The sequence below is a fragment of the Photobacterium sp. Alg240-V54 genome (genome assembly GCF_900537155.1).
In the GTDB taxonomy this organism is placed as follows: Bacteria; Pseudomonadota; Gammaproteobacteria; order Enterobacterales; family Vibrionaceae; genus Photobacterium.
Genome location: NZ_UNRL01000001.1, coordinates 190,349 through 216,261, shown reverse-complemented (window position 1 = coordinate 216,261; position 25,913 = coordinate 190,349). Strand labels below are relative to the sequence as shown.

General features: G+C 40.2%; 25 protein-coding genes, 3 pseudogenes and 1 riboswitch. Of the genes and pseudogenes, 9 read left to right on the top strand and 19 right to left on the bottom strand.

Annotation, left to right across the window (positions count from 1 at the left end):
- Positions 1 to 100: 100 nt before the first annotated feature.
- Positions 101 to 823 (bottom strand): hypothetical protein, encoded by a 723-nt coding sequence (locus G6R09_RS01070; RefSeq protein ID WP_373423694.1) that lies wholly within the window; start codon positions 821 to 823, stop codon positions 101 to 103.
- A gap of 162 nt (positions 824 to 985) precedes the next feature.
- On the opposite strand from G6R09_RS01070, the gene G6R09_RS01065 reads away from it, so the two are divergent.
- A complete protein-coding gene (locus G6R09_RS01065) occupies positions 986 to 1,570 on the top strand; it encodes a MarR family winged helix-turn-helix transcriptional regulator (protein WP_163920088.1) in 585 nt (194 codons plus the stop codon).
- A gap of 56 nt (positions 1,571 to 1,626) precedes the next feature.
- On the opposite strand, the gene G6R09_RS01060 is transcribed toward G6R09_RS01065, so the two are convergent.
- Both G6R09_RS01060 and G6R09_RS01055 read right to left on the bottom strand, forming a co-directional pair.
- The gene (locus G6R09_RS01060; RefSeq protein WP_163920086.1) at positions 1,627 to 2,760 is read right to left on the bottom strand and encodes a cupin domain-containing protein; all 1,134 of its coding nucleotides are present in this window, start codon (positions 2,758 to 2,760) and stop codon (positions 1,627 to 1,629) included.
- 154 nt (positions 2,761 to 2,914) lie between these two features.
- Positions 2,915 to 4,378 (bottom strand): C69 family dipeptidase, encoded by a 1,464-nt coding sequence (locus G6R09_RS01055; protein ID WP_163920084.1) that lies wholly within the window; start codon positions 4,376 to 4,378, stop codon positions 2,915 to 2,917.
- Positions 4,379 to 4,599: 221 nt separating this feature from the next.
- Between G6R09_RS01055 and G6R09_RS01050 the strand changes: the two genes are divergently transcribed.
- Positions 4,600 to 5,499 (top strand): DMT family transporter, encoded by a 900-nt coding sequence (locus G6R09_RS01050; RefSeq protein WP_163920083.1) that lies wholly within the window; start codon positions 4,600 to 4,602, stop codon positions 5,497 to 5,499.
- Positions 5,500 to 5,568: 69 nt separating this feature from the next.
- Here the strand turns inward: G6R09_RS01050 and G6R09_RS01045 are convergent, their stop codons facing one another.
- Entirely contained in the window at positions 5,569 to 6,690 is a 1,122-nt protein-coding gene (locus G6R09_RS01045; protein ID WP_065168318.1) for a TDT family transporter, read from the bottom strand.
- Between the two features lie 330 nt (positions 6,691 to 7,020).
- On the opposite strand from G6R09_RS01045, the gene G6R09_RS01040 reads away from it, so the two are divergent.
- Positions 7,021 to 7,341, top strand: a complete 321-nt coding sequence (locus G6R09_RS01040) for a hypothetical protein (RefSeq protein WP_065168319.1) — start codon at positions 7,021 to 7,023, stop codon at positions 7,339 to 7,341.
- Between the two features lie 163 nt (positions 7,342 to 7,504).
- On the opposite strand, the gene G6R09_RS01035 is transcribed toward G6R09_RS01040, so the two are convergent.
- Complete coding sequence (locus G6R09_RS01035) at positions 7,505 to 7,879, bottom strand: DUF2541 family protein (RefSeq protein WP_065168320.1); 375 nt, start codon at positions 7,877 to 7,879, stop codon at positions 7,505 to 7,507.
- A 176-nt stretch (positions 7,880 to 8,055) separates the two neighbouring features.
- Between G6R09_RS01035 and G6R09_RS01030 the strand changes: the two genes are divergently transcribed.
- Positions 8,056 to 8,370 carry a heavy metal-binding domain-containing protein gene (locus G6R09_RS01030; RefSeq protein ID WP_087844304.1) on the top strand — a complete coding sequence of 105 codons (315 nt, stop codon included), beginning with the start codon at positions 8,056 to 8,058 and terminating at the stop codon, positions 8,368 to 8,370.
- Positions 8,371 to 8,434: 64 nt separating this feature from the next.
- Positions 8,435 to 8,806, top strand: coding sequence for a DUF3703 domain-containing protein (locus tag G6R09_RS01025; protein WP_065168322.1), 372 nt, complete (start codon positions 8,435 to 8,437; stop codon positions 8,804 to 8,806).
- Positions 8,807 to 8,871: 65 nt separating this feature from the next.
- Here G6R09_RS01025 and G6R09_RS01020 read toward each other — a convergent pair whose 3' ends face one another.
- Entirely contained in the window at positions 8,872 to 9,372 is a 501-nt protein-coding gene (locus G6R09_RS01020) for a peptidylprolyl isomerase (protein WP_163920081.1), read from the bottom strand.
- Between the two features lie 114 nt (positions 9,373 to 9,486).
- Between G6R09_RS01020 and G6R09_RS01015 the strand changes: the two genes are divergently transcribed.
- The gene (locus G6R09_RS01015) at positions 9,487 to 10,464 is read left to right on the top strand and encodes a Gfo/Idh/MocA family protein (RefSeq protein WP_065168324.1); all 978 of its coding nucleotides are present in this window, start codon (positions 9,487 to 9,489) and stop codon (positions 10,462 to 10,464) included.
- Positions 10,465 to 10,545: 81 nt separating this feature from the next.
- On the opposite strand, the gene G6R09_RS01010 is transcribed toward G6R09_RS01015, so the two are convergent.
- Together G6R09_RS01010 and G6R09_RS01005 are read right to left on the bottom strand one after the other, a co-directional pair.
- Positions 10,546 to 12,150: an ABC-F family ATPase gene (locus G6R09_RS01010; protein WP_082967962.1), complete on the bottom strand. Its 1,605-nt coding sequence runs from the start codon at positions 12,148 to 12,150 to the stop codon at positions 10,546 to 10,548.
- A gap of 209 nt (positions 12,151 to 12,359) precedes the next feature.
- On the bottom strand, positions 12,360 to 13,007 hold the full coding sequence (locus G6R09_RS01005; RefSeq protein ID WP_065168325.1) for a MarC family protein: 648 nt from the start codon (positions 13,005 to 13,007) through the stop codon (positions 12,360 to 12,362).
- A gap of 241 nt (positions 13,008 to 13,248) precedes the next feature.
- On the opposite strand from G6R09_RS01005, the gene G6R09_RS01000 reads away from it, so the two are divergent.
- Together G6R09_RS01000 and G6R09_RS00995 are read left to right on the top strand one after the other, a co-directional pair.
- A complete protein-coding gene (locus G6R09_RS01000) occupies positions 13,249 to 13,572 on the top strand; it encodes a YkgJ family cysteine cluster protein (protein ID WP_065168326.1) in 324 nt (107 codons plus the stop codon).
- 261 nt (positions 13,573 to 13,833) lie between these two features.
- Positions 13,834 to 16,518, top strand: a complete 2,685-nt coding sequence (locus tag G6R09_RS00995; protein WP_163920079.1) for an ExeM/NucH family extracellular endonuclease — start codon at positions 13,834 to 13,836, stop codon at positions 16,516 to 16,518.
- A gap of 58 nt (positions 16,519 to 16,576) precedes the next feature.
- Here the strand turns inward: G6R09_RS00995 and thiE are convergent, their stop codons facing one another.
- The 8 genes and pseudogenes from thiE to G6R09_RS00955 all read right to left on the bottom strand — a co-directional run.
- Positions 16,577 to 17,230 (bottom strand): thiamine phosphate synthase, encoded by a 654-nt coding sequence (gene thiE, locus G6R09_RS00990; protein WP_163920077.1) that lies wholly within the window; start codon positions 17,228 to 17,230, stop codon positions 16,577 to 16,579.
- Positions 17,227 to 18,060 carry a hydroxyethylthiazole kinase gene (gene thiM, locus G6R09_RS00985; RefSeq protein WP_163920075.1) on the bottom strand — a complete coding sequence of 278 codons (834 nt, stop codon included), beginning with the start codon at positions 18,058 to 18,060 and terminating at the stop codon, positions 17,227 to 17,229. Before thiM ends, thiE begins: the two co-directional genes overlap by 4 nt.
- Positions 18,053 to 18,730: a thiaminase II gene (gene tenA, locus G6R09_RS00980; protein WP_163920073.1), complete on the bottom strand. Its 678-nt coding sequence runs from the start codon at positions 18,728 to 18,730 to the stop codon at positions 18,053 to 18,055. The genes thiM and tenA overlap by 8 nt, the downstream gene beginning before the upstream one ends.
- An 11-nt stretch (positions 18,731 to 18,741) precedes the next feature.
- Entirely contained in the window at positions 18,742 to 19,704 is a 963-nt protein-coding gene (locus G6R09_RS00975; protein ID WP_373423670.1) for an ABC transporter substrate-binding protein, read from the bottom strand.
- Positions 19,705 to 19,761: 57 nt separating this feature from the next.
- A pseudogene (locus G6R09_RS00970) lies at positions 19,762 to 20,487 on the bottom strand (ABC transporter permease); the annotation flags it as partial.
- A gap of 70 nt (positions 20,488 to 20,557) precedes the next feature.
- Positions 20,558 to 21,325: an ABC transporter ATP-binding protein gene (locus G6R09_RS00965; protein WP_163920069.1), complete on the bottom strand. Its 768-nt coding sequence runs from the start codon at positions 21,323 to 21,325 to the stop codon at positions 20,558 to 20,560.
- Positions 21,315 to 22,157 carry a bifunctional hydroxymethylpyrimidine kinase/phosphomethylpyrimidine kinase gene (gene thiD / locus G6R09_RS00960; protein ID WP_163920067.1) on the bottom strand — a complete coding sequence of 281 codons (843 nt, stop codon included), beginning with the start codon at positions 22,155 to 22,157 and terminating at the stop codon, positions 21,315 to 21,317. The genes G6R09_RS00965 and thiD overlap by 11 nt, the downstream gene beginning before the upstream one ends.
- Positions 22,158 to 22,265: 108 nt before the next feature.
- Positions 22,266 to 22,366, bottom strand: a riboswitch (TPP riboswitch).
- A gap of 321 nt (positions 22,367 to 22,687) precedes the next feature.
- A pseudogene (locus G6R09_RS00955) lies at positions 22,688 to 22,912 on the bottom strand (phage integrase N-terminal SAM-like domain-containing protein); the annotation flags it as partial.
- Positions 22,913 to 23,120: 208 nt separating this feature from the next.
- Here G6R09_RS00955 and G6R09_RS00945 point away from each other — a divergent pair.
- Positions 23,121 to 23,663: a hypothetical protein gene (locus tag G6R09_RS00945; RefSeq protein ID WP_163920065.1), complete on the top strand. Its 543-nt coding sequence runs from the start codon at positions 23,121 to 23,123 to the stop codon at positions 23,661 to 23,663.
- A gap of 955 nt (positions 23,664 to 24,618) precedes the next feature.
- Here G6R09_RS00945 and G6R09_RS19890 read toward each other — a convergent pair.
- From G6R09_RS19890 to G6R09_RS00930, 3 genes and pseudogenes are all read right to left on the bottom strand, one after another.
- Positions 24,619 to 24,857: pseudogene (locus tag G6R09_RS19890) on the bottom strand (phage integrase N-terminal SAM-like domain-containing protein); the annotation flags it as partial.
- A gap of 213 nt (positions 24,858 to 25,070) precedes the next feature.
- Positions 25,071 to 25,577, bottom strand: a complete 507-nt coding sequence (locus G6R09_RS00935) for a GNAT family N-acetyltransferase (protein WP_175354183.1) — start codon at positions 25,575 to 25,577, stop codon at positions 25,071 to 25,073.
- Complete coding sequence (locus tag G6R09_RS00930) at positions 25,574 to 25,846, bottom strand: DUF1778 domain-containing protein (RefSeq protein WP_065176575.1); 273 nt, start codon at positions 25,844 to 25,846, stop codon at positions 25,574 to 25,576. Before G6R09_RS00930 ends, G6R09_RS00935 begins: the two co-directional genes overlap by 4 nt.
- Positions 25,847 to 25,913: the final 67 nt, after the last annotated feature.

Sequence of the window (25,913 nt, the reverse complement as noted above, 5' to 3'; positions counted from 1 at the left end):
ACGAATGTCAAATATTTAATGTTTACATGCAGTTAACCTTACTCTAATTATAAGAGAGTAAGGTTAGTTTTTGAGTGTTTAAACGATGGTTCGATAACCATTAGTGATTTGTTTTACCAGGTAGGCTTAAATCACCAGAAGCAACATCAAATACATTTTTCACACATAATAATGGTGAATGCGCGCTGGTATTGATCCTTAGTCCTGCTGTTACACTATCAAAGTTTGCCATTTTAAGGGCATCAATATTATCAAATCTTACCTTTACGTTAAGATCATGACCATTAAACTCGGGTTTATAATTAGGACTATCAATTAATAACGGTAATCCAGGCCATGTCTTAGGTAACTTCGGTTTCTCACCTTTTGGAATATCAACGACCCCAAGGGCATTAGGACCACATTTTTCATTGGGTGCTAATACGACCCAGTGGCTGTGCCATACATTACCGTCATTATTTTTGTTACCATCGCCATTCTCATCATATTCAGGGGTGTCATCAAAATCGGGGTGAGAAGTAACAGCTAAGGCTAAAATACCGGCATCCTTTTCAAAACCGACCGCATGGCTATTTAATGTTAACGGCCAAACATAAGAAAAAACATCACTGCCTGCTAATTTACCAATAGGGGTGGGGGTGATCTCTCCAGCTTTGCCTGAAACAGCAATATGAAAAGTCGCGATATTGCCTTTGGTGGTGATTTTAGTATGGATAATATCAAACGGGGCCAGTTTAACGTTATTGGCTTTTGCTTGGAGCCCACCGCTGTGTGTTGAATGGGCAGAAACGGAACCTGCGACAGTGAAAACTGCTGTAACCATGATGGCTAATATCGTTTTTCGCGTGGTTGAAGTGTTCATAACATCCTCCGTTGAGTGAATTGAGTATAGTACACATTAATAAAGTATCGACTCAACACTATACTTATATAAGAACATAAAAATACAGTTGTCAATTTTGTTTTGAGTCGATACTATTAACTAATGGACATTATCATTATTCAACAGTTACTTGAGCGCATTAGTAACATGATCAGAACTGAAATGCGTACAGAACTTATTGGACATGGATTACAACCCGTCCAATTTGATGCGTTATATTATTTGTCTATTTGTAATTGTTTTTCAAATACACCCAAAGCGGTTACTGAATTTTTAGGCTTAACGAAGGGGACTGTGTCACAGACAATTAAAGTGTTAGAAATAAAAGGTTATGTTGAGAAAATCGCTGATCGTAATGATAAACGTATAACACATCTAATCATGACTAAAAAAGGTCGACAATTACTAAGTGATTATTTTCCGTCAGAAAAGCTGTTAGCTGCTTGTTCTGATACTGAGGGAGGAAATACAGAATTTGATCCTGCGCTATTGCAGCAACAATTAACCTTATTATTAGCATCAATCCAAAAACAACATCAGTATCGATCTTTTGGGGTCTGTACGAGTTGTAAGTATCATCTTAATAGTAACGGTAGTTATGTTTGCGGTTTAACCCAATTGCCATTAACGGTTGATGATATAACGTTGATTTGTGTTGAGCACCAGCCATCCACGAAAGAAAAATAAGAGAGGTGGTAGCCTCTCTTATTTTGGTGTTCAAGTTCATTAAGTCACAACAGTGCTTACTCGACAGGGTACCAATAACCAAGGTTAATCAGTTGCGTTAACATGGCTAGAAAAGCAGGATGATCAAGTTGCTCACCCAATTGAAGATAAGTTATTTGTTCTTCATCACACAGCAATTTAGCCGCATCGGCACACTCTGGCGGTAATTGGTATTGTTCGCCATTGATATAGACAAGGTGCGCTTGATCAGGATGGTAAAACGCACGTAAACCACCAATGCGTTTAAATGCTTCACCATCTTCTAAAAATTGATAGGTTTCATTATCTTGCCATGGTGGTTCTGAAGGCAATATATCGAGTTCATGGCGATTTTGAGTTAAATGTTCACCCAACCATTGTTTTAATAACTGCGGATGATCAAGCAAGCTACGCATCATATTTTCAAGATCTTTGGCTTCTTCTGCCAAGATAGCGCCGTTATTCTTACGAGCAGGAAGTTTCGGATTATGGTAGTGAACATCACCAATATCATTTGCAATCACGAAATCGGCAAAGCTGCTTAATAGTTCTTGTTTTTTAGGTGATCGAAAACCAACAGAGAAGCTCATTGAGGTTTCAATCGCGTAACCATCATGAGGGAAACCAGGTGGAATATATAAAATATCACCAGGTTCTAAAATATCGTCAATAATCGGCTCAAAACCTTTAATTTGACGCAAAGCAGGATGACGACATTCTTCTTCGTAATCATCTTTTTTAGGCCCAACCCGCCAATGGCGTTTGCCAGAACCTTGAGTAATAAATACATCGTATTGATCAATATGTGGCCCAACACCGCCGCCAGGGGTTGAATAACTGATCATTAAATCATCAAGTAACCATCCTGGTAATTGACGAAATGGAGTAATTAATTGTGCAGCACCTTCATGCCAATGGTTAGCAGCCTGAACAATGAATGACCAATGATCTTCTGGCGTATCATCAAACGTCAGTGGACCATGACGAACATCCCAAGTATCGGCTAATTGAGCGATATAACGCGAATCAACCTCTTCTTCCATTGCCAATCCTGCTAGTTCATCAGGCGAAATAGGATCGACAAAATTGTTAAAACCACCTTTGATGATGGTCGGTTTCTTTTGCCAAAACTCGGCAAGAAATTCTTCAAATGAAAACGTCAGTTGGTACATAACACGCTATTTATTGTTGAGCTGGACGGCGATTATAACGTAAACCGTTTTTAGGGGTAGTATTTGTTTTTGTGAACTGACAAGGCGGCATTGAAATCGATGATCTACAAAAAAGCGCCAATGTAGGCGCTTTAGATGATTCAATTGCTATTGCTTAAGCACCAGCGAAATGCGATGCCATATCGGCTTTTTGAGTCAACGTAGTAAATATTTCGTTGGTGACTTTAAGCGCATTATCTGTTGCTGTTTTCTCAAACGTATTAATCAAATTAGTGGCTTGCTGTGGATGTTGCTTATAAATAGCTAAGTACTTTTGTTCCATTTTTTTCTGAGCAATAGCAGTGTCGGATTCATATTTGTCATAGGCTGCACGAATAATTGGTGCATTTTGTTTCCAATTTGCCATGCCTAGTGTTTGTAACTTGCGCATGTCCCAGAAAATCGAACCGTTACTTGCGACATTAGTACCAATATCATAACCATAAGGGATCTTGGTTGTGCCTTGGTAGAACGGTATATAAACTCCAAGGGCTGTCATACCAAGGTTAATATATTCTGTTTCACCAATTGCGATTGGTAGGTTTGGACGGACTTCAATGATGTGTGACTCAGCACAACGGAACACAGAAATAGGGCGGTAATGACCAAGAGGATCAGCGTTAGCATAGGGATCCATTGCAGTGCCTTGATAATGATTACGCATAATATCTTCAACTTTTTGCAGTGAGATTTTATGGGTTGGTGTTAAAAATACCGGATAGTTTTGTTGGTCACGATCAACTTGCGTTTTTAAGCCAGGGTTAAGAATATGTTGTGCAATCCATACGCGAGGGTAGTTATAAGTGATATTTTCTTTGCCACCGGTTGTGCCATACGCTTCATGGAAATCAAACGGTTGATTTGCTTTTGCTATATATAGACCATGCTGCTCTGCAAACGAAACCAAATTAGGCGAGGCAAGATAATCAGCATTATGTGGTAAATATTCTTTTAAACGCGCCTGATTGCCAGAGATGAAATAAGCGTCACTAGGAATTTTACGTGCCATCCATTGATGACCGCTGCCTGTCTCTAAGTACCAAATACCCGTTTTATCAATAAAGCCAACCCCAAAGCCTTGAGAAGCGCCACGCTCTTCAATGATTTTACCTAGTAATTCAACACCTTCTTTAGCGCTGTGAATACGAGGTAAAATCACATTTTCAATTGAGTCTTCATTAATGCCATTTGGGATATAAGGATCAGCGGCAAGTGCTGCTTTGCGATTAGTTAGGCTTTCAGTTGAGGTAATACCAACCCCCGCTGAGTTTAAACCCACTTCACCCATGGTTTGATCATGAGTATCCCAATCTTGCATTGAGGTATAAGACAATGACACTTTAGGGTATGGATAAGTAAAGCCGTCAGTGTTTGAATGAAACTCACCTTTCTCATTAACAGTACGTGGATGGAGTACAAAATGTTTTGCCCATACGGCTTTATAATCTTCATTACGTGCCATGTAATAAGCGCCGTTAGTCGATGCTTGGTTACCAACAAGGAGTGTTGTACATGCGTTTGCAGCTTGAGTGCCAACTAAGCTTGCAATAGCACAAGCCAATATAGGAAGTGTTTTCATAATAGTTAATCAAGTTTATAAAATTAGAATTTATTTTAGGCTCGCTGACCAAAATGAACAGATCAGCAATAGAAATCTCATATTGTTAATTTTCAGTTCATTTTTCAGCCATCATTGATGCGATGATAACCATCATGGCGTATTCACCTAAACAAGATAACGCTTGCGAGGTTGATGTTTTTTTTCATAAAATGATTTTTTATGTTAACGAACTGCTCCCTATGCCCAATCTTTCTTTGAACAAAATTCCTATTGGCGTCAGATATATGCTGATGTCAGCATTGGCATTCGCATTAATGTCGAGTTGTGTAAAACTAGTGCATACCTATGGTATTCCAGTGTTTGAAATCGTTGCAGCGCGCGCAATTGTGTCATTATTGATTAGCTATGCAGATGTAAAACGTAAAGGTATTTGTGTATGGGGGAACAATCGTAAGCTATTGTTAACTCGTGGTGTAACAGGGTCATTGGCGTTAATTTGTGTTTACTATGCCGTGTCTACGTTACCGCTTGCTGAAGCGACTATTTTACAATATCTAAATCCAGTATTTACGGCAATTTTAGCGATACTTTTCCTTAAAGAAAAAATCCATATCACCACCATTATTTGTATCTTTTGTTCAATTATTGGTTTAGTACTGATGGTTGGGCCAGGGTTAACGTTAGATCATGTTCAACAGTTGCCTTTATTTAGCATTGGCATTGCACTATTAGGCGCGTTTGGTAGTGGTGTGTCTTACATTATTGTCAAACGGTTAAGTGCCACTGAAGATAGCTCGGTGATCATTCTTTATTTCCCACTAATAGCGTTACCTTTATCAGTGATTTTATTGGGCAATGACTTTGTTATGCCATCTAAAGAAGCGCTTGGATTATTGCTATTTGTCGGTATTTTCACTCAGTTTGGGCAAGTGGGTCTAACCAAAGCAATGAAAACAGAAGTAGCGAGTAAGGCAACCGCTTATTCATACATTCAAGTGGTGTTTTCGATTGTATTAGGGTGGTTAGTCTTTAGTGAAGTGCCTTCAGTGTGGACATTAGCAGGGGGAACGATGATTATTGTTGGAGCACTCGTTAATGTGATTGGTAGTCTTCGCGCTCAAAAAACACTAAAAGTTTAAAATATACAAAAACAAACAGCCCAGTAATCTGTAACCTTGATAAGGTAAAGATTGCTGGGCTTTTTATATTTAGTTATTACCTTTTTTCGCCTTAATATGAACAACTGATGTAGGATTATGGAAAATCTTACCTTGCTTAAAGCCTTTCAAGGTGCCTAATGCCGCTGTAACCCAAGCGAGAATTAAGAAGGCGAAGAGAACAATTGCAGCCCATTGAAAAGCAGGTAAACCTGTATGGTGTGCAAGTTGAGTTGTACCGGTTACACAGGTACCAACGGGGAAGGTAAATGCCCACCATGTTAATGCAAATGGCATTTTACGGCGCATAGCACGTAGGGTTAATAATGCTGCAACACAGAACCACAACATAGCAAAGCCCCAAATAGGCACGCCATATAAAATCGCCATCACATTCATTGCACTTGCAATTGGTTCATTAACGGTAATCAGTGCCGCTGTACCTAGACAGCCTGCAGCCGTAATCGATTGACCAAGTGGACCTAATACAATCCATAATGTTGGAACACGAGCACTACCTGAAGTACCAGCATGTGCTAGGCGGCTCCAGATGAGCGTAATAATAATAATCGACGCCATTAAGCTGATACCAAAACAAGCATACATGCCGTAAAGCAATGTTTGTTGAGCAGCAGAATGGGGCATATGAGCTAAGAACATTGAACCGATAGTCGCAGATACCATAGGCGGTACCACTGGCATTAACCAGCCACCAAATGCTGCGTCATCGTGAACTTCATTATGAGTAAATAAACGGTAAGGAATAATAATAGCCGTAATAATACCGCTAATGGTACCGATCCAAAATAATGGCCAAGCAATATCAAGTGCAAGGCTTTCACCAAAAAGATGTGGACCTAATAAAAGTGTACCGCCAGCAACCGTTAGGAATGCCATTGGTGGTGCACCAAAGAATTGCGACATCACCGGATCATTAAATTGTCGTTTAATAATATGTGGCTTAGTAATTGTTTGATAACTTTTAAAGATTGTCATGAAAATGAGCATAGCAAACGCAATCAACCAAACGACAGTTGAGAAACCGGCTAAGCTTTTGCCAATAAAAGGTAGACCAACAGCAGCATTAGCTATTATACCGGTACCCATTACCGAGGCAAACCAATTGGGGCCCATTTCTTTTTGTAGCTCAATTTGTTGTTTATTATTTGACATATAATTACTTTTCAATGAGATAAAAATCACGATAACGCATGATATATCTGTTTATTTATAATAAGGATTGGTATTAGTTTATATCTTTAAAATAAAAAGAAGATATTTATTACTAATATTACGTTGTTTAAAAGACGTAAGAACTATAGCGTTATTTTTTATTTTGTAAAACTTAATATAATGAATAAGGGTTTAACTTTAGCTTAACATGCTTCGATAGTTATTATTTTTGCATATTTAGAGGCCATTATTTTTCATCTTATTGTATTTATTAGTTTTATTATAAGCAATATCATATAAATCTAATTCTAATAAATAGGGAGTAATATAATGTACGCAATAAATAATGATTATTACCGTGGTGAGATTACTATTAATACAACAATATCAGGCTCAGGTGTCGTACAGGGTTATTGTTGGTGTCTGTCATCGACGTCAACCACGATAACTATCGAAATTGCTGAAGATCAGACAATTGATAGTGAAAGTTTACCCTTAGTAGGTTATGGCTGTAGTGGTTGGATCTATGAGCTGCCAGTAACATTTGAACCTGATAAAATCGAAGTAATAATTGATACTGCAATGAGACTATTTCGTGAAAATAAACTGATTTACTTACCAGCAGTTACTTGCAGTTGTAGTGATTTGTAATATTGGTTGGCGTTAGCTATTAGGTTTATGCAATCACTTATTTTATGGAGGTCTGTCTAATCTTGGACATTATGAAAAACAAAAAAAGCGTAATACTGTGCTCATTTGATATGAGAGAGTATTACGCTATTTAAATCACTATTTTATTATCGTTATAAAGGTATTAATCAATACCGATGACTTTAACACCAGCACGCGTACCTTCAGAGTTTCCTGATACTTCAATATGCTTGATACAACGCTCATAACCAAATAGACGTACGCCAGTATTTTGATCTTTCTTCACATCACGATAATAGTTAAAGGTTTTTTCTTCGCCGTTACGGAAGCGCACTTTTACACGATCAAGTTTAAGATCTCGTTGTGCTTTGATTTTGAAACCTTTCGCATTACGGCAAATTGGAAAAGGGATTTTTCCTTTTATATTACCAATTTCAAGTAGCCAAGTGTGGCCTAAAGTAAACGTACCTGCAGTTGCTGGAAGAGATGTGACAAGGCCACCTGCAAGTAGCGCTAGTCCAATTAAGCCTTTTTTCATTTTTTACACTCTATTGAATTTGTGCCAAAAAGTATATCACTCTACAATGTAAACTCAAGGGTTTACTTGTAACTAGGTATTTCTATTGCCAATGAGTCCTGTCATGATTATATCAATATGTTTGCTTTCTTATTGTAAGAAAAACAATATCAGTATTTTAGAAGGGGTTTTACATAATGATTTTAGCAACAACAGAAACGGTCCCTGAACGTGAGATTATCGCTATACTAGGTATAGTAACGGGTAATGTAGTGCAATCTAAGCACATTGGCCGTGACATTATGGCGAGTCTTAAGGGAATTGTTGGTGGAGAATTAAAAGGTTACACCGAGATGTTTAATGAAGCGCGAGATCAAGCAATGTCACGCTTAGAAACAGAGGCCTTAGCATTAGGTGCTGATGCAGTTATTGGTGTGCGTTTTACAACCAGTGCTATAATGGATGGTGCATGTGAATTACTCGCGTTTGGTACCGCTGTAAAATTACGTTAATACAATGTACATTAATACATTGAGAGTGGGCTAATTATTTAAGGATGAATAATAACTCGGAGGGATGATGAGTAACTTTAGTCACAATATAGCGCCTTATGTTAAAAGGGAATTGATTCGCTCATATCGAGCCCAAAAAAGGGGAGACTCGGCCGCAGAATTTTGGCATTTGGAAAATGCACATGTACTTGGTCAAGAATCAACTTATTGGCATGTTAAGGTACATTATTTGATGTTATGTTGGGCTATTAAACAACGTGATGTTAAAGAAGTGGTAGGGCAACTTATACGTATTGTTGGTGCGGCATTATTAACGGCTATTGACGGTGTACCAATGGGGAATACTGGTGGCAGCAATGTTCATGCACTCAAAGTCATGCCCATATCAGCAGAACATGCAGAGATCATTATTAAAACCAAAGACTCATCTCATTAAATAATACTCTGTTAGTACTGTTTGGAGCGGTGATAATTCATCGCTCCACAATCGTTATTAAATAATTATTCGTTAATCATTACTTGCTGAATAATGATAGGACAACAAGGTACATCCTCATAACCTTGGCTAGTGGTTGTTTCTACGTTGGCTATATGATTGACAACATCCATTCCTGCCACGACATTACCAAACACAGCATAACCCCAGCCATTATTTGTTGTTGCGGTGTAATTAAGAAAATCATTATCCGCAAGATTAATAAAAAACTGCGCCGTTGCTGAGTGAGGTGCATCTGTGCGCGCCATTGCAATGGTACCGATGGTATTTTTAAGACCACGGTTGGCTTCATTAACAATCGGATCACGGGCGGGCTTTTCGACTAAATCTTCATTATGACCACCACCTTGAATCATAAAGCCATTAATAACACGATGAAAAATGGTATCGTTGTAAAAATCATCACGACAATATTGAATAAAATTACGTACCGTGACAGGGGCTTTTTGTTTATTAAGGCTAATTTCTATATTGCCGACATTGGTGATTAAAGTAATGGTTGTCATCGTCACTATCTGATTGGGGATATTATTCGCAGTATACGTAATTTATAACCTAAACTGTAGCTGCGACAGTTAGTAAAACAACAAAAATACAATACGTTGAAAGGAACTAAGGTAATGAACACGAAGATGATCCGCTGGGGTATGATTGGTTGTGGTGCGGTGACTGAAGTTAAAAGTGGGCCTGCTTATCATAAAGTTGAAAATTTCACTCTAGCGGCAGTTATGCGTCGTGATCAAGCTTTGGCACATGATTATGCACAACGCCATAATATTGAGGCGGTATACGCTGACGCTGATATGCTTATTAATGATTCGACTATCGATGCGGTCTATATTGCAACACCACCCGATAGCCATAAAGAACTCGCTTTGAAAGTGGCACAAGCTGGGAAGATCTGTTGTGTGGAGAAGCCATTAGCTCCTAATTATGCGGATTGCCAAGCCATCGTTGCTGCATTTGAAGCTGCACAATTGCCATTATTCGTTGCTTATTATCGCCGTTCTTTACCACGGTTTAATCATATAAAGCAGTTGCTTGATAATAATGAAATTGGAGAAATACGCCATATTAGTTGGCATTTAAATAAACCAGCTAACCCAATGGATCTGTCACAGCAATATAATTGGCGCACCGATAAAACCATTGCTGCTGGTGGTTATTTTGATGATCTCGCCAGCCACGGTTTAGACTTATTTGGTTATTTGTTAGGTGATTTTGCTAGCGTAAAAGGTCTTGGAATTAATCAACAGCATTTATATACCGCGTTAGATGCAGTCTGTGCATGTTGGTTACATGAGAGTGGTGTAACAGGCAGTGGCAGTTGGAATTTTGGTGGTCACTCACGACAAGATAACGTCGTGATTTATGGCAGCTTGGGTGAAATTCGATTTTCAGTGTTTGATGAAGCTCCGATAGAAGTCATTATTGGTGATAAGCAGCAACAGATTGTTATTGAAAATCCGACCAATATTCAGTTGTACCATATTGATAATATGCGTAAGCAACTTTTAGAAGGACAGCCACATCCATCGACAGGTAAAACAGCAGCACATACAGGTTGGGTAATGTCGCAGATAGTTGCTGCCGAGTAGTTGCTGGCAAATAGTAACTGGTGACGCTGTCACTTTAAGTAGCAAGTTATACATCAGAGTATAACTTGCTACTAAGTGTTATTAAGCGACGTTACCTTCAAGAGCAAGGTTTGACATGTATTCGTCAAATGTGCCGTGGAAGTTAATCACTTGTTTGTCACGAATATCAATAATGCGTGTTGCCAATGATGATACAAATTCACGGTCATGACTAACAAAAATCAACGTGCCTTCATATACTTTTAGGGCGCTGTTTAGTGCTTCAATCGCTTCCATATCCATGTGGTTCGTTGGTTCATCCATTACCAAGACGTTAATATTTAGCATCATTAGTTTGCCAAATAATAAACGGTTCTTTTCACCACCAGAACAGTTTTTCACTTTCTTGTTAATATCATCAGCTGTGAACAATAAACGACCAAGAATACTGCGTACAGCTAGATCATCATGGTCTTTAGTACGCCACTGTGAAATCCAATCAAAGATACCTAAATCGTTATCAAAATCAGCTGAGCTATCTTGAGGGCAGTAACCGATTGATGCATTTTCAGACCACTTAATCACGCCATGGTTATGCTTTAGTTCATTGACTAAACAACGCAGCATAGTGGTTTTACCGACACCATTTTCGCCAATGATGGCTAATTTAGAGCCCGCATCTAGGATGAGGTCGCCGCCTTCAAATAACGTCTCGCCATCAAAGCCGTGGCCTAATTCTTCTAAAATTAAAGCCTGACGGTAAAGTGCTTTACCGGGCTTAAAGCTTAATGATGGCTTTAAACGGCTTGATGATTTAACTTCATCAAGCTTAATTTTATCCATTTTTTTAGCGCGAGAGCTTGCTTGTTTGGCTTTTGAAGCATTAGCACCAAAACGGTTTACGAAATCTTGTAGTTCATTGATTTCAGCACTTTTCTTAGCATTTTCAGATAATAGCTGCTCTTGAATGAGTGTTGATGCTTCAATAAATTTCTCGTAGTTACCAGGGTAAATACGCAGCTCACCGTAGTCGATATCTGCCATGTGAGTACACACAGAGTTTAGGAAGTGACGGTCGTGAGAAATAATGATCATGGTACATTTACGCTGATTTAACTCGCCAGCAAGCCAGTTAATGGTGTGAATGTCCAAGTTGTTGGTTGGTTCGTCAAGTAACAAAATGTCAGGGTTAGAGAATAATGCCTGTGCCAATAACACTCGCAGTTTCCAACCAGGAGCAACTTGTGACATTAAGCCATAATGCAGCTCTTCATCAATACCGGCATCAATAAGTAGCTGTCCTGCGCGGCTTTCTGCACTGTAGCCATCCATTTCTGCAAATTCGCTTTCTAGCTCAGCCACAGCCATGCCGTCTTCTTCTGTCATCTCTGGCAGCGCATAAATACGGTCACGCTCTTGTTTTACTTTCCATAACGCCGCATCACCCATGATAACAGCATCAACAACCGTATATTGCTCAAACGCAAACTGGTCCTGACTTAGCGTACCTAAACGCTGGCCTTGAGAAATAGACACGTTACCAGAGCTTGGTGCTAGTGCGCCGCTAAGGATTTTCATAAAGGTCGATTTGCCGCAACCATTCGCGCCGATAAGACCATAACGGTTACCGTTACCAAATTTAGCTGAAATGTTTTCAAATAACGGCTCAGCGCCAAATTGCATTGTAATGTTTGCGGTAGATATCAAGAGGTAGTCCTAGCAGTTTTATTCGGTGATTTTTTGACAATGTGCCAAAAGAAGATGCACGAAAACAGAGATAGATGTAAAGGGGGCGGATTATACAGAGGTTTGTTTGTAAATGTCGAGGGTGAAAATGTAACCAAGGCAAGATAACAGCCTTATAAAAAGAAAGGTTAAGGCTGTTATCAGGGGGCGAAGAGGTGAATTACAGCCAATTATTTGGCTAAATTAGCGGTGTCAAATAACATGAATGCATCATGTACACCTTGAATTAACATTTGCATACCGATCACAGTTAAAATTAACCCCATTAAGCGGGTGGTGATAGTAATGCCTGCTTCACCGACTTTATCAACCAATTTAGGGCCATAAAGAAAACACACTAAAGTAATTAAACACAAGGTAGCAAAAGCAATAATTGTAATAATCGTGTGTAGAAATGAACCTGATGCCGAATAGTTCATCGCTGTCGCTATGGTGCCAGGGCCAGCTAAAATAGGCAGCGCTAATGGTGAAATTGAAATGTCTTTTTCTTCAGTGACTTGATCATTTTTTGCGTCTGAGTGCATTTTTGAACTATCACCTTGGAGCATGTGATAGCCAACCAGAAAGACTAAAATACCGCCGGAAAGTCGCAATGCGGGTAAGGTAATACTGAACAGTTCAAAGATCCCTTTACCTAATAAACAGAAGGTAGCAATAATAAAAAAGGCAGCGGTAAGGGCTTTAAATGCAGTTTTTCGGCGTTGTTCTGGGGTTTGACTTCCTGTCATTCCGACAAAAACAGCGGTATTAGCAATGGGATTCATCATGGCAAAGAAACCCATAAATACTGTGATTGTCATTGTTGTAATATCGTGCATAACCATCCTTTTGGTTAATTTATTGTTATTGAATTGATTACAATAGCATGGTTTTTTGAGTGATGGACGTAAATATCTGGACAAAAACAGTAATTAAGTGATTTATCGTCTATATATTGAGGTTTGTGATTTTTTAGCTGCAGAATATCAATTGGATTCGATAATTGAATAACATCCGTTCCGTGTTTTTAGTATGGGTTTAGGTTACTATGCGCGCAAGAAAACCTAGCGGTATATAGATATGACGATTGAAGTAACTAATATAAGCACAGAGCCAGATCCAACCATGACATGTAGTACTTGCCAAGCATGTTGTTGTCGATTGGAAGTAATGATTATTACCGATACTGGTGTTCCCGAAGAATACATTGATATTGATGAGTGGGGCGGTGAAGTTATGTTACGCCTTGAAGATGGTTGGTGTGCCGCGGTCGATCGCGATACTTTACTGTGTACTATTTATGAAAATCGTCCGTGGATTTGTCGTGAGTTTGAAATGGGCTCGTATGAGTGCAGCATTGAACGTGCTACGATGCCGCCACGGTTACCTGCTGCAGCAAAATAATATTAAGCCATTCATAATAAAACAGTATTGCGTTGATAAAATAAAGATAACGTAATGCTGTTGATTCTCGAACGACGACCATACTTTTTGAGTATTTTTTATTGTTATTAGTGATTATGCCATCACAAAAATATACTTTTATTATTGAGTTTTTTATTAATTAAATTAATGTCCAAACACTATGTGCAGTGTTAATAATCCAACAATCAAAAAATTATATTAATGCGCATCGATATTTCTAATTTTAACGGATTAAATAAAATGAAAAATAACACTTTCTCATTATTAGCTATAGCAGTAAGTGCCGCTTTTAGTTCAGCAGCTTGTGCAGATATTAATAATATTGTTATTTCAGACTCAATAGAAGATCCTTCACATAATAAAGCGATAGCAATATCAGCCATAAAATCAGTATCGGTGACACCATGTCGTGATGCAGCGGGAATAAGCCACAAACGTATCGGTGAGATTCAAGGAAGTTCATACCGTTCTCCGCTTATTGCTGATGGTAAATATATCAGTGATGAAGAATACCTTGTAACGGGTGTTGTTAGTGCGGTTACAACAGAGTTAGAGAAAGGTTTTTACCTATTTGACGATGATGGCATCACTACTACATCAAATGGCATCTTTGTTGAGACTGATAAACCGTTAGACGCAACTCTTATCGGTCAAGAAATCTGTGTGCGTGGTTTTATCGCAGAAGATTATGGTATGACCAAAGTGGTGGCTACAGATGGTTTATGGGAAGTCGTTAATGCTAATGCCGGAAAACCTGCAGCAATAGATTTAGTTAACATTCCAGAAGATGGCAATAGTTTTCAAGCAACATTAGAACGCCATGAAGGAATGTTAGTACGCTTGCCTGCAGATATTGTGCCTGAGCAGAAAGATGATCAAACAATGCGTATTTCTCGTACGTTCAGTTTTGATTACAGCGGTTATCGTAATAATTTAGTCTTAGCATTTGAACGACCAAATTTCCAACCTAACCAACATTATGTTGCTGGCAGTAAGGAAGCGAAACAGCAAGCTGAAGACAATAACGATCGCCGCCTTTATGTTGAAACAGACAGCAAAGCTGCCAATGGCGTGATCCCTTATTATCCTGATTTTGGCATTGATCCTCAGAATAATCCGCTACGCATTAACGATGCTATTGTAGGTTTAGAAGGGGTATTAAGTTACTCATATAATAATTTTCGTTTAATTACGCAAAATACAATCACAGCTGAAAACATTATTAAGCATCAACCTCGCCAGCCGACACCGACAGTGAATGATAAAACTGAACATCATAGTTTTGATATACGTGTAGCGACGTTAAATGTATTGAATTACTTTAATTCACCGTTCGGTGGTGATGCCAACCCACAGCAATCAAATCGTGGCGCTGATTCGCAAGCTGAATTTGAACGTCAACAAGCGAAAATTGTTGCGGCTATTCATGGTTTAGATGCTGATATCCTTGGGCTAATGGAAATAGAAAATAACGGCTATGGTAGCGCTGGTGCTATTTCAAGTTTAGTTAATAATGTTAATTTAAAATATAACCGTGAAGATTCAGGTGATCATGCTAAAGATGATCATATTGATAATCGCTATGCCTTTATTGGTATTGATGCTAACGGCGATACCGTCATTGATAAATTAGATACCTTTGGTGGGGATGCGATCACTTCAGGTATGTTGTACCGTCCTGCACGAGTATCGTTAGAAAAAGTAAAACAAGTATTAATGCCATCACAACAAGCGCCTGTGGTTGCGGATAAAAATGGTGATGCTGTAGTTGACAGCAAAGGTAAAGTGCGTGAAAACGGCAAAAACTATCAACGCGATATGTTGGCGGCTTCGTTTATTATTAATAATACTGGTAAACGTTTAACCATTGGCGTTAATCACCTTAAATCAAAAGGTTCTACATGTTGGGAAGATTGGCAAGGCTGGGAAACGTGGAATAATTTCGATTCAGCAAAAGGCAAAGTTAAAGATCCTGATTTCCAAGGCTCTTGTGAAAATTTCCGAGTTGCGGCAGCTGATGAAATTGGTAAGCAGATGGAAAAATGGGGCGGAGATCGCGTTATTGTTGGTGATTTAAACTCCTATGCTCATGAAGATGCTTTGCTGGTTTTAACAGATAATCCAACCGCTAAAACACTTAAAGCAGCACGTGATACCTTTATCGGTGAACAGCCTCAGTTTGGTGCTGAAGGTGGAGTGATCAGCCGCAGTTATGGCTATATCAATGCGGTAGAAATGATGAGTAAAGCTAAGCCATACGCGGGTTATAGCTATTCATACAATGATGAAATTGGCGCGCTTGATCATATTCTGGTCAGTCCTTCACTCAAAGATCGTGTTTTAGATGCAACAGACTGGCATATCAACGCTGCTGAATCGACGTTATTTGATTATAACCAAGAGCATAAAGGCGACAATGTTGATTTATTATACAGTGCGGATGCTTACCGCTCATCGGATCATGATCCTGCTATTTTGGCGTTAGCATACCGTTATAATCAAGCCGGTGAAGTACCGCTGCAAATGTTACTTGATGGTAGCCGCTTATCAGTGCCATATACATTGCCAGCAACGGCACAAGCAGGGGATATTGCGACTATTGCAATTTCACCAACCCCTGAAAATATAGCGCAAATTTCTTTACCTAAGGTCGAGTTACAGCAAAGCGGTGCACAAACGATTATGTTTGATGTTAATGGCTTAAAAGCGGGTAAATATACCTTCACCTTGTCATTAATCGGTTCAACAACAAGCAAAGCGGTGGCTGATAACGCGACACAGCAACTTGAGGTGAATGTAAAACATCGTGATGGTGTTAAGGCTGATGATGATATTACTCCGCCAAATGATAACGCTGGTGGTACATTAGGAATAGTGGGTTTGTTATCGCTGTTAGGCTTAAGTCTGTTTAGGCGCAAACACTAAAACGACATTGATACCGTCAAATGGGCTGATATTTTCAGCCCATTTTTTATAAACGCGATTAGTTATTGTTAAGTAAAGATCTGATAGTCATCGCTGCTTGGCGTGGATCATCAGCGTGGCTTATTGCTGAAACAATTGCGATTCCATCAGCACCTGCTGCGATAACATCAGTTAGATTGGTATGGTTAATGCCACCAATCGCCACTATCGGAAATGGACAAATCGCTGCCGCACGCTGTAAACCTGCTAGTCCCCAATGTGTCACCAAATTAGTTTTAGTTGCAGTGACAAAAATAGCGCTAAGTCCAATGTAATCAATTGGCAGACTGGCACAATCGGCGAGTTGCTGCTCAGTTTCAATCGATAGTCCTATTAGTTTATCTTTTCCTAACAGTTGTCGCGCTATAACTACTGGCATATCTGTTTGACCTAAGTGCACCCCATCCGCATTCACCGCCAGCGCCACATCAACCCGATCATTGATGATCAACGGAATATAACGACCAGTTGCCGTATACGCGTGTTGTAAAATCGCTTTAATGGTTTGAGCGCGTTTAATAAAAGCTCGTACGTCACCGTGTTTTTCACGAATTTGCACCATGGTTACGCCGCCAGCCACCGCTTCTCGTACTACATGTTCAAGGGTGGGCAGGCTCTGTTGATCGTCAGTCACTAAATACAATAAATAAGGATTGTGATTGCTGGTTATCATGACGCTACTACTGCCATATTGAGTCGCTGTTGAATTTGCTCGGCACTGATTTGATATAAAGCATCAATAATATTGAGCTGCAAAGTGGCAGGCCCTGCTGATTGCTCGGCGGCGATTTCACCGACAATGGCATAGATTGCAGTCGCTGCCAGCCCTGACGTTTCTCCAATTGCGGCAAATGCGCCCGTTAATGCGGTTAATGAACAGCCCATGCCAGTGACATAAGGCATCATGTGGTGACCATTGCGAAGGCGGATAGTCTGTGACGCTGTCACTACATAATCAACGTCACCTGAAATAACCACATTAGCTTGGTATTGTGCGACTAATGCTTGTGCGGCGACGAATGCGGTATCGCTGCTATCAAGCGCATCAACGCCTTTGGTTTGGCTGGTTTCACCTGCAAGGGCAATAATTTCAGATGCATTACCACGAATGATCAGATTATTGGCATTCGCTGCCAGAGTGCGGGCAGTGTGAGTGCGTAATATACTTGCGCCACAGCCAACCGGATCTAATACAATCGGCTTGTTATTGGCATTGGCTTGTTCAACGGCAAATAGCATCCGCTGAATCCATTCGCTATCAAGGGTGCCAATATTGATCACTAATGAGCCGCTTATTTGCATCATTTCCGCCATTTCTTGACGTGAGTGCGCCATAATCGGTGACGCACCAATGGCGAGTAAGGCATTAGCGGTATTATTCATCACGACATAATTAGTAATATTAACCACTAACGGTTTTTGTGCTCTCACTTTTGCCAGTGCCGCAATAATCTTGGTAGTCAAAGTAGCTGAGATAGGAGAGCGCTGTGATAGATTATCCATTGTTGACAGCTCCTGCATTGAGACCTTGTTGCCAGAACGCAATTTCCATTTCCGTGGCGACTTTAAAGGTTTGAACAAGTTGCTGACCACGTTGGCTGTGCAGCGGAATTTCTGCAAGGAGGTTATTAAGGTATACCGTCGCTGTGGCTACACCTTGTTGGTACTCTTCACCGCTATATAACGCGATCCAGCTATGGTAGGGATTATTGTCAAACACGGTTGTTGCATCATTAGCCAGTAAGTTGCCAATTTCCGCATAGCCAATCGCACATGGCGCAAGGGCGACATATAAATCAATGATATCTCCTTGCATACCCGCATCTAATACATAACGGGTATAAGCCACTGTGGCAACATCTTCTGGCTCTTGTTCCATATCTTGTTCGGTTAAATGCCAACCGCCACAGTAATCAATATGGTGGGCAATTTCATGATCCAATAAAGCCGCCACACTTGGTAGCGCACGACGCATATCAGCTAAAGTACGCGCTTTATAAATCGCTAACGCATAAGCGCGGGCATATTGTTTGAGAAACAAAAAATCTTGCTTTAAATAATGCATAAAACAATGGTGAGGCAGTGTACCTTGGCCAAGTTGGATCACAAAAGGGTGCTGGGTATAAGTGGTCCATTGGGGTTGGCAAGCATCAATTAAATCTTGGTATGTCATGTGATTTCTCCTTAGAAGCTGCCAATATAAGTTTTGGCTTGCGGTAGTTGGGTGATAACGTGGTGTTTAAATAGAAATTGGGCGTAATCATCGTAGCGTTTAAGATCAACTGCTGCTGGGCGCAGCGCGAATCGGCTTAAGGTGTCATTCCATGCTTGATGATTAAGTTTGTTATTCAAGGTATCGGGGGCGTATTGAATAAACTGTTGCCATGCCGCTTGAGGGTGATTGATGATATAGGTGGTCGCTTGAGTAATAGCAGCATTAAAAGCGGTGATCGCTTGGCGGTTATAATGTTTGCTGTTGGCAACAAAGATCAATTCATCATAACTAGGAATGCCGTTCTCTTCAGGAAAAAACGATCGGGTAGGGTAGCCTTCTAACGCTAATTGATTGGTTTCAAAATTACGTAATCCGCCCCAAATAGCATCAACTTTACCTGAGGCCAATGACGATGATAGTGCCCAACCGACATTAACGATGTTGACATCCGTTAGCTTGACGCCGTGATTCGCGAGCATGGTGCCAATGGTGGCGTCTTCATTGCCAGCGACGGCAATACCAATTGTCTTTCCTTTCAGTTGCGATAAATCAGTGATGCCACTTTTCTTTAATACCATCAATGTATTAAGCGGTGTCGCAATCAGAGTTGCCGTTTTAATTAACGGTAAACCTGCAGCAACATCAATGGTTAAATTAGGTTGATAAGTAACGGCAAGATCGATTTTATTAGCGGCAACTAATTTCGGTGGTAATGATGGATCGGCAGGTTGCTGAATATCAACTTCGATGCCATGCTGCTTAAAATAACCACGCTCTTGAGCAATAATAATCGGGCCATGATTGGGATTTACAAACCAATCAAGCATCAGACTTATCTTGGTGAGTTTTTGAGGTTGTGGGCTCGCTTCAGCGCTAATTGAGATTCCAAATAGCAGCAACATTATGGTTGTTATTAAAAAAATACGTTTCACAATCAATCCTTTAAATATTAAGTATCAAAATGAGGGGCGTTATATTTACCTGTGTTGTTATGGTTGCCACGGGATCAGGCGTTTTAATAATCTGTCCGTGATGAAATACAGCGATATTGATAACAGCGATAAAATAAATAGCGCGGCAAACATTTCATCTATCATCATGCGGGCATTGGCTTGCAGCATTAAATAGCCTAAGCCTTTGCTCGCGCCGACCCATTCGCCAGCGACTGCGCCAATTGGTGCGATAACCACCGCGACGCGAATACCGGAAGCTAATGCCGGTAGTGCAGCAGGAAAGCGAATATATTTAAGTTGTTGCCATTTGGTCGCGCCCATGGTGGCGGATAACTCAAGGTAACCGGTGGGAGTATTGCGTAAGCCGTCATAACAGCATGTGGTGACAGGGAAAAAGATAATTAACGCTGCCATTACTACTTTAGAACCAATGCCATAGCCTAACCACAGCATTAATACCGGAGCGATAGCAAATACAGGGATGGCTTGGCTGGCAATCAATAACGGTAATAACCATCGTTTAACGGGCTTAAACAGCAGCATTTGTAAGGCAAAACATAACCCTAATGATAAACCGAGTATCAGCCCTAGAATGATCTCTTGGCTGGTCACCCAGGTATTGCTTAACAGGACGTCATAGCGGGAGACTAATCGCTGCGCTACAGCCAGTGGTGGCGGTAAAATAAAGCTCGGCAAGTGAAACACCATCACGGTGAGTTGCCATAACCCAAGTAGCACGCTAATACTGATCAGTAATCGTATCGGTGTTGCAAGTTCACGCTGTGGGTGCCGCTGTTGACGCGGCGATTTGGTAGCGATTAAACGGGTAATATCAGTCATGATCGTGCGCCAATAGGTCAAAAATACGTTGCTGGTGGCTGGCTGATTCAGCATCAAAGCGCCGTGGTGGTAATGATGTGGGTAACGATAACGCCGTTGCAAAAGCGGGCTCGCCTTGCAACATATACAGCTGATCACTTAATCGAATTGCTTCTTGAGGATCATGGGTTATCAGCACCACGGTTTTATGCTTGAGTAATTTCACAAACAGATCTTGCAAGCGATAACGGGTGACGGCATCCAAGGCTGAAAATGGCTCATCCATTAATACAATTGGTTGGTCTTGTAATAGTGTTCTCGCAAGGGCGACTCGCTGCCGCATACCGCCTGATAATTGTTGCGGCAATAACTGATGTTTATCTGCTAAACCAACCTGCTCTAATAATGTCATTGCCCGTTGTTTTAAATTGGGTATTGAATCGTGATGACCGAACTTACTGCTAACACAAACATTGTCTAATACCGTTAACCAAGGCAATAACAAATCTTGTTGCGCCATATAAGCGACTCGCCCAGCTAAAGGCTGATTATCTGAAATATTGAGCTGTCCGTGCCATTGAGTGCGCTCGTTGAGTAATCCAGCCAAAAACTTGATCAGGGTGCTTTTACCGCAGCCACTTTTGCCCACCAAGCAAGTCCATTTATTAGCGGCAATAGTCAGGTTAAGGTTTTCAATTACCGCGTTATTTTGCTGGTCATTTTTCGTTGAGTGGTAGCGTAAACTGCCATTAGTAATAGTTATTTCCAGATCAGCGCACATGATGATGACCTGCAAAGAAGTGATTCACAGGACCATGCCCATAACCAATATTGAGTTCATCGGCGGCGGTTATAGCAGCGGTAATATAGCGTTTAGCCAAGGACGTTGCCGTTGTAAGATTGTTACCTTGGGCGAGATAAGACGCGATAGCTGCAGATAGGGTGCAACCTGTACCATGAGTATTGTGAGTGTTAATGCGAGGGGTAGTGAGCTCGATAACATCAGTAGCGAGAATGAGTAAATCAGTGCTATCACGACTTTGTTCTAAATGACCACCTTTGAGTAACACCGCATGAGGATTAATGTTTCGCAATGCGCTGATCATTGCTTGCATATCAGCCATGGATTGCGGAATGTCTAAACCCGTTAATGCCGCCGCTTCTGGTAGGTTAGGGGTAATAATATCAGCCAGTGGTAGCAATGCAGTTTTGAGAGTAGTGATAGCCTGTTGTTGTAATAGCACATCACCGCTGGTGGCAACCATCACTGGATCAATGACTAAAAACTTCGGTTGGTAATGACGAATTTTAGCCGCAACCAGCCGAATAATATCACTATCAGCGAGCATACCAATCTTAACGGCTTGAATATTTAAATCGCTGAATACGGCGTCCAGCTGTTGCTCAACCATATCAAGAGGAATGGCAAATATGCCGCTAACACCTTGCGTATTTTGGGCGGTAATCGCCGTAATAACCGAGCAAGCATAACTGCCTGTTGCTGAAATGGCTTTAATATCAGCTTGAATGCCCGCGCCGCCGCCACTGTCGGATCCAGCAATGGTTAATACAATAGGGGTAGTTGTGTGATGCGATGATGGGGTGTGTAACATACTTCATTCCTTACGCGCCAGCATCAGGAACAAGTTATCAAGCGGGGAAGTGTAAACTGCGGTATGAGAGTGTGCAGTTGACTTAGCTTGCATCTATTAACGTTGATAATCCGTTGATAGTTAGTTCCCTCCGCCAGTGCTAACTGGTTCAGGTTCAACGGGTCCCACCATTACAGTGATCTCAGCTTAACGCCCCCCGACTAATGGCAATTATCCTAATTCAGAATAATTTAATTGTCACTCTATTTTATTAAGAAATAACACGTTACGAATACTACGCGAGATTGTTAACACATAACATATTAAATTGGTGAATGTTTTATTGTTGTGATGGGGTGTGGCTTTTTAATGGTTCAACGACTGTTATTTTTTCAATTGTTCCTCCACTATGTTCCTATGTTCATTCTTTCAGATAACCCATACACTCAAAACAACAGCCGTCATTCCCTACAGTGAATGCCCGCGAGGGCGATAGGGAATCTACATGCCGCGCATTGAGTTTTAAAAATAAAGCTATGGCTGTCCTATGTTCTCCGTATGTTCTCCGTGCTCCATGAATGGGTTTTAATCCGTTGAGCAAAGTATCGCTTGAGATCATTAGTGGTTAACGTATCAGGCGATTTATCTAAATGGTGAGTAATGCGACGAAGTGCACGACTATAACCATCAATCGTGGCTGGACGTTTACCTTGCAAGGTTAGGTTGGTAACATATTGTTCATAAAGATAATCTGAATGTTGTTGTTCGTTATAAATACTCCATTAAAAGGAGTATTAAAGGTGGCTTAATCGCTGTCTGCTTTACTCTGCCGCGCAGCGGCTTCGTTCAAAAACTGTTTAAGAGTGATTCTCAACGCGTGGCATTTTTACTATGCGTTGCGTTTAGTGTTTAAGGTTGTATGCGGAAGCCTCGGTATTGCGTTGCTCACACCTTAACAGGGCGTTAGGTGATGGAGAGGTAAAAATGGACAAAACAGCTAGATGGTCAATTGCCTTATCGAGTGCGGCGTTGATATTAAGTATTTGTGCGTTTGTGGCTCAGTATTTTTGGCACTCAGAAGGTTTGGTTATTTCAGTCCTAAACGTGGATATTGATGACAAAAATTTGAATACTAAGTTGGCATTTTCTAACTTGGGGAATCGTGATGAAGTAATCTATGACGTATTTTATGCTTACGAGTACGAAGTTAAGGCTGATAGAATTTATAAAGATGCATTGGTGGACACCTCTTTTGTGGTAAAAGCAGGAGAGAGTTTAATTGTAAATTACTCAGAAATATTCCATGGCATTGAACATAGCAAGGAATACTCAGTTAAAGAGCTGCCAATTAACTTGTTTGTAAGATTGTTGTCAAAGGACGATTTTGCAGAGTTAAAAATAAGCTCCTTTGATGCTGAAACCAATCTATTACATATGCGCCTCCCCTCAGTAAATGTTCATGATGTTACGTTTGATGCTCTAGGAGATTATAAGAAACCCTCATTTACAGGGTATGTGTCGCTATAATTCTAATGAAAGACAGGACAGCCATAAAAGTGTACAGTTTTACTTGACCACTTCAGCGTTGAGTTTTTAAAATAAAGCTATGGCTGTCCTATGTTCTGCTGACGATTACTAGCCGAACCCCCCTAAATTAGATGGCAAGTGCCCGATTTTGTGATTACTATCGGGATTAATAACTAAAAATGTATCTGATTTATAATGATTTTTATATTATTGCGGGATAAATATGGGCCTGTGTTCAAAGAACAAATTCGGGTAATTTGTTAGTATAATAAGTTGTTATGTAACCTTTCGCTTTCAATATTTAAGTTTTAGTTTAACGTGTTCAGAAGAGGGGTGACATATACGTAGTTGTACAAAGCTAACGACTTCGAAATGATTGTCACTAAGCACCAGCCAATTAGGATTTTACAGCGTGAAGCAGCGTTCCTTTGTGACTTGAAGAAAGATGAAATAGCGATGTGAATCAGGGGTAAAAATAAACTTCCTCCAAGAGCTTCAGCAATTAGCTCTGCGAAAGCTTGGGGGTGAGATAGAAGAGTTGGTAGTGAGAATTTTTCAATACCAAAGTATATATGGAAGTTACCAAAGAAAACTAAGAGAAAAGTGAATACACAAGTAAGTAGCGTTACTTTTTTCAAGCTGCTTTGAGCGGTTGTCGTCATTTTTTACCTAAAAATATAAAAGTGGTGATTAGGTTTCTTCCTATCACCAGATTAAAATAGGCGTGTATTTTAGTTGTAAATTCGGTCTTGTCTATACACTTAAAGTTGCTTATGTTGATCTAAAACAGGTTTACATAACAGATAAGGATATGTGTCGCGCAGCCGACACCTATTCGAAGTGTTGGACAAGCCCGAGCGGCTTTATATAAGTAAATATTGCGAATGTCATGAAGGGTGATACTGAAAAGAAGTTGAGCGTTATCCTTGGAAAAAACATAGGACACCCATAACTTTCGTAATCCATTTGGGTCAATTCTGACGGTGCTCCATGAATGGGTTTTAATCAGTTGAGCAAAGTATCGCTTGAGATCATTAGTGGTTAACGTATCAGGCGATTTATCTAAATGGTGAGTAATGCGACGAAGTGCACGACTATAACCATCAATCGTGGCTGGACGTTTACCTTGCAAGGTTAGGTAAGTAACAGTTGTTCATAAAGATAATCTGAACGTTGTTGTTGTTCGTTATTCATCATAAATACTCCATTAAAAGGAGTATTAAAGGTGGCTTAATCGCTGTCTACTTTACTCTGCCGCGCAGCGGCTTCGTTCAACAAACAATTTAATAGTGATTCCCCACGCTTGGCTTTGTCAGTTTGCCTTTAGTTTCGGTGATTAAGGCGTTAAAATTCAGCTAGGTCTGTATAGTAGCAAACGTGTTATGCAGGCGTTAACTGCTTCTCGGTTTAAATTAATTCACCGATACTGGCTCTAATGTCTGCAATTGTAATAAACAATTTGTTATCAGCGTCTTTGAATGCGGTAAAACCGTATTTTTCATAGAAATACTCAGCGCCATCTTTTGCATCAACAATGACAACAGGAAAGGCGACTGTTTCACTTGCCATTAATAGTTTTCTTAGCGCATCAATCAAAAGCCACTCACCGAAACCCTGACCTTTATATCTATGGTCAACTGCTAAGCGGGCAATCAAACCACCAGAAGTTACACTGTGATGTTTCTTTTGTAATTTAGGTGGTAAATCCTGAATATCAATCGGAGTCATGGTTAATGTGTAATAACCAATAATGTGCTCTGGGCATTGCTTATCTTCAAGAACAAAAGTACGAGTATTGTCTTTCTTAGCTTGTTGGCTTGCCATAACTTTCAAGTAATTATTGAGTGCGGTAATACCACAATCAAAACGATTTCGGTCATGTTTAGCTTTTTCTAATTGGACAGTATTCATTATTGAGTTTTATCCATATAACGTGAAGCGGCTTTTTGTAATTTACTATTTGGTTTAGCTGGTTGGTCTAACGCAGTCATTAACGTCATAGCATCTTGTTTACTTAGTTGTAAGGCACGTTCACGTTCCATAATAGTTTTGGCTTTTTCTACAGCCGCACTAAGCACAAATGAGTTAATGCTAGACATACCGGCAATAGCCGCAGCTTGAGACAGTAGTTCTTGTGTATCAATATCTACACGTGCTGTAATACGAGGTAATGCAGTCGCCATAATAATCTCCATTCAGTGTCAAAGTGGCACAAGTGAATTGTAGTTTAATTATTATACGCTGACAAGT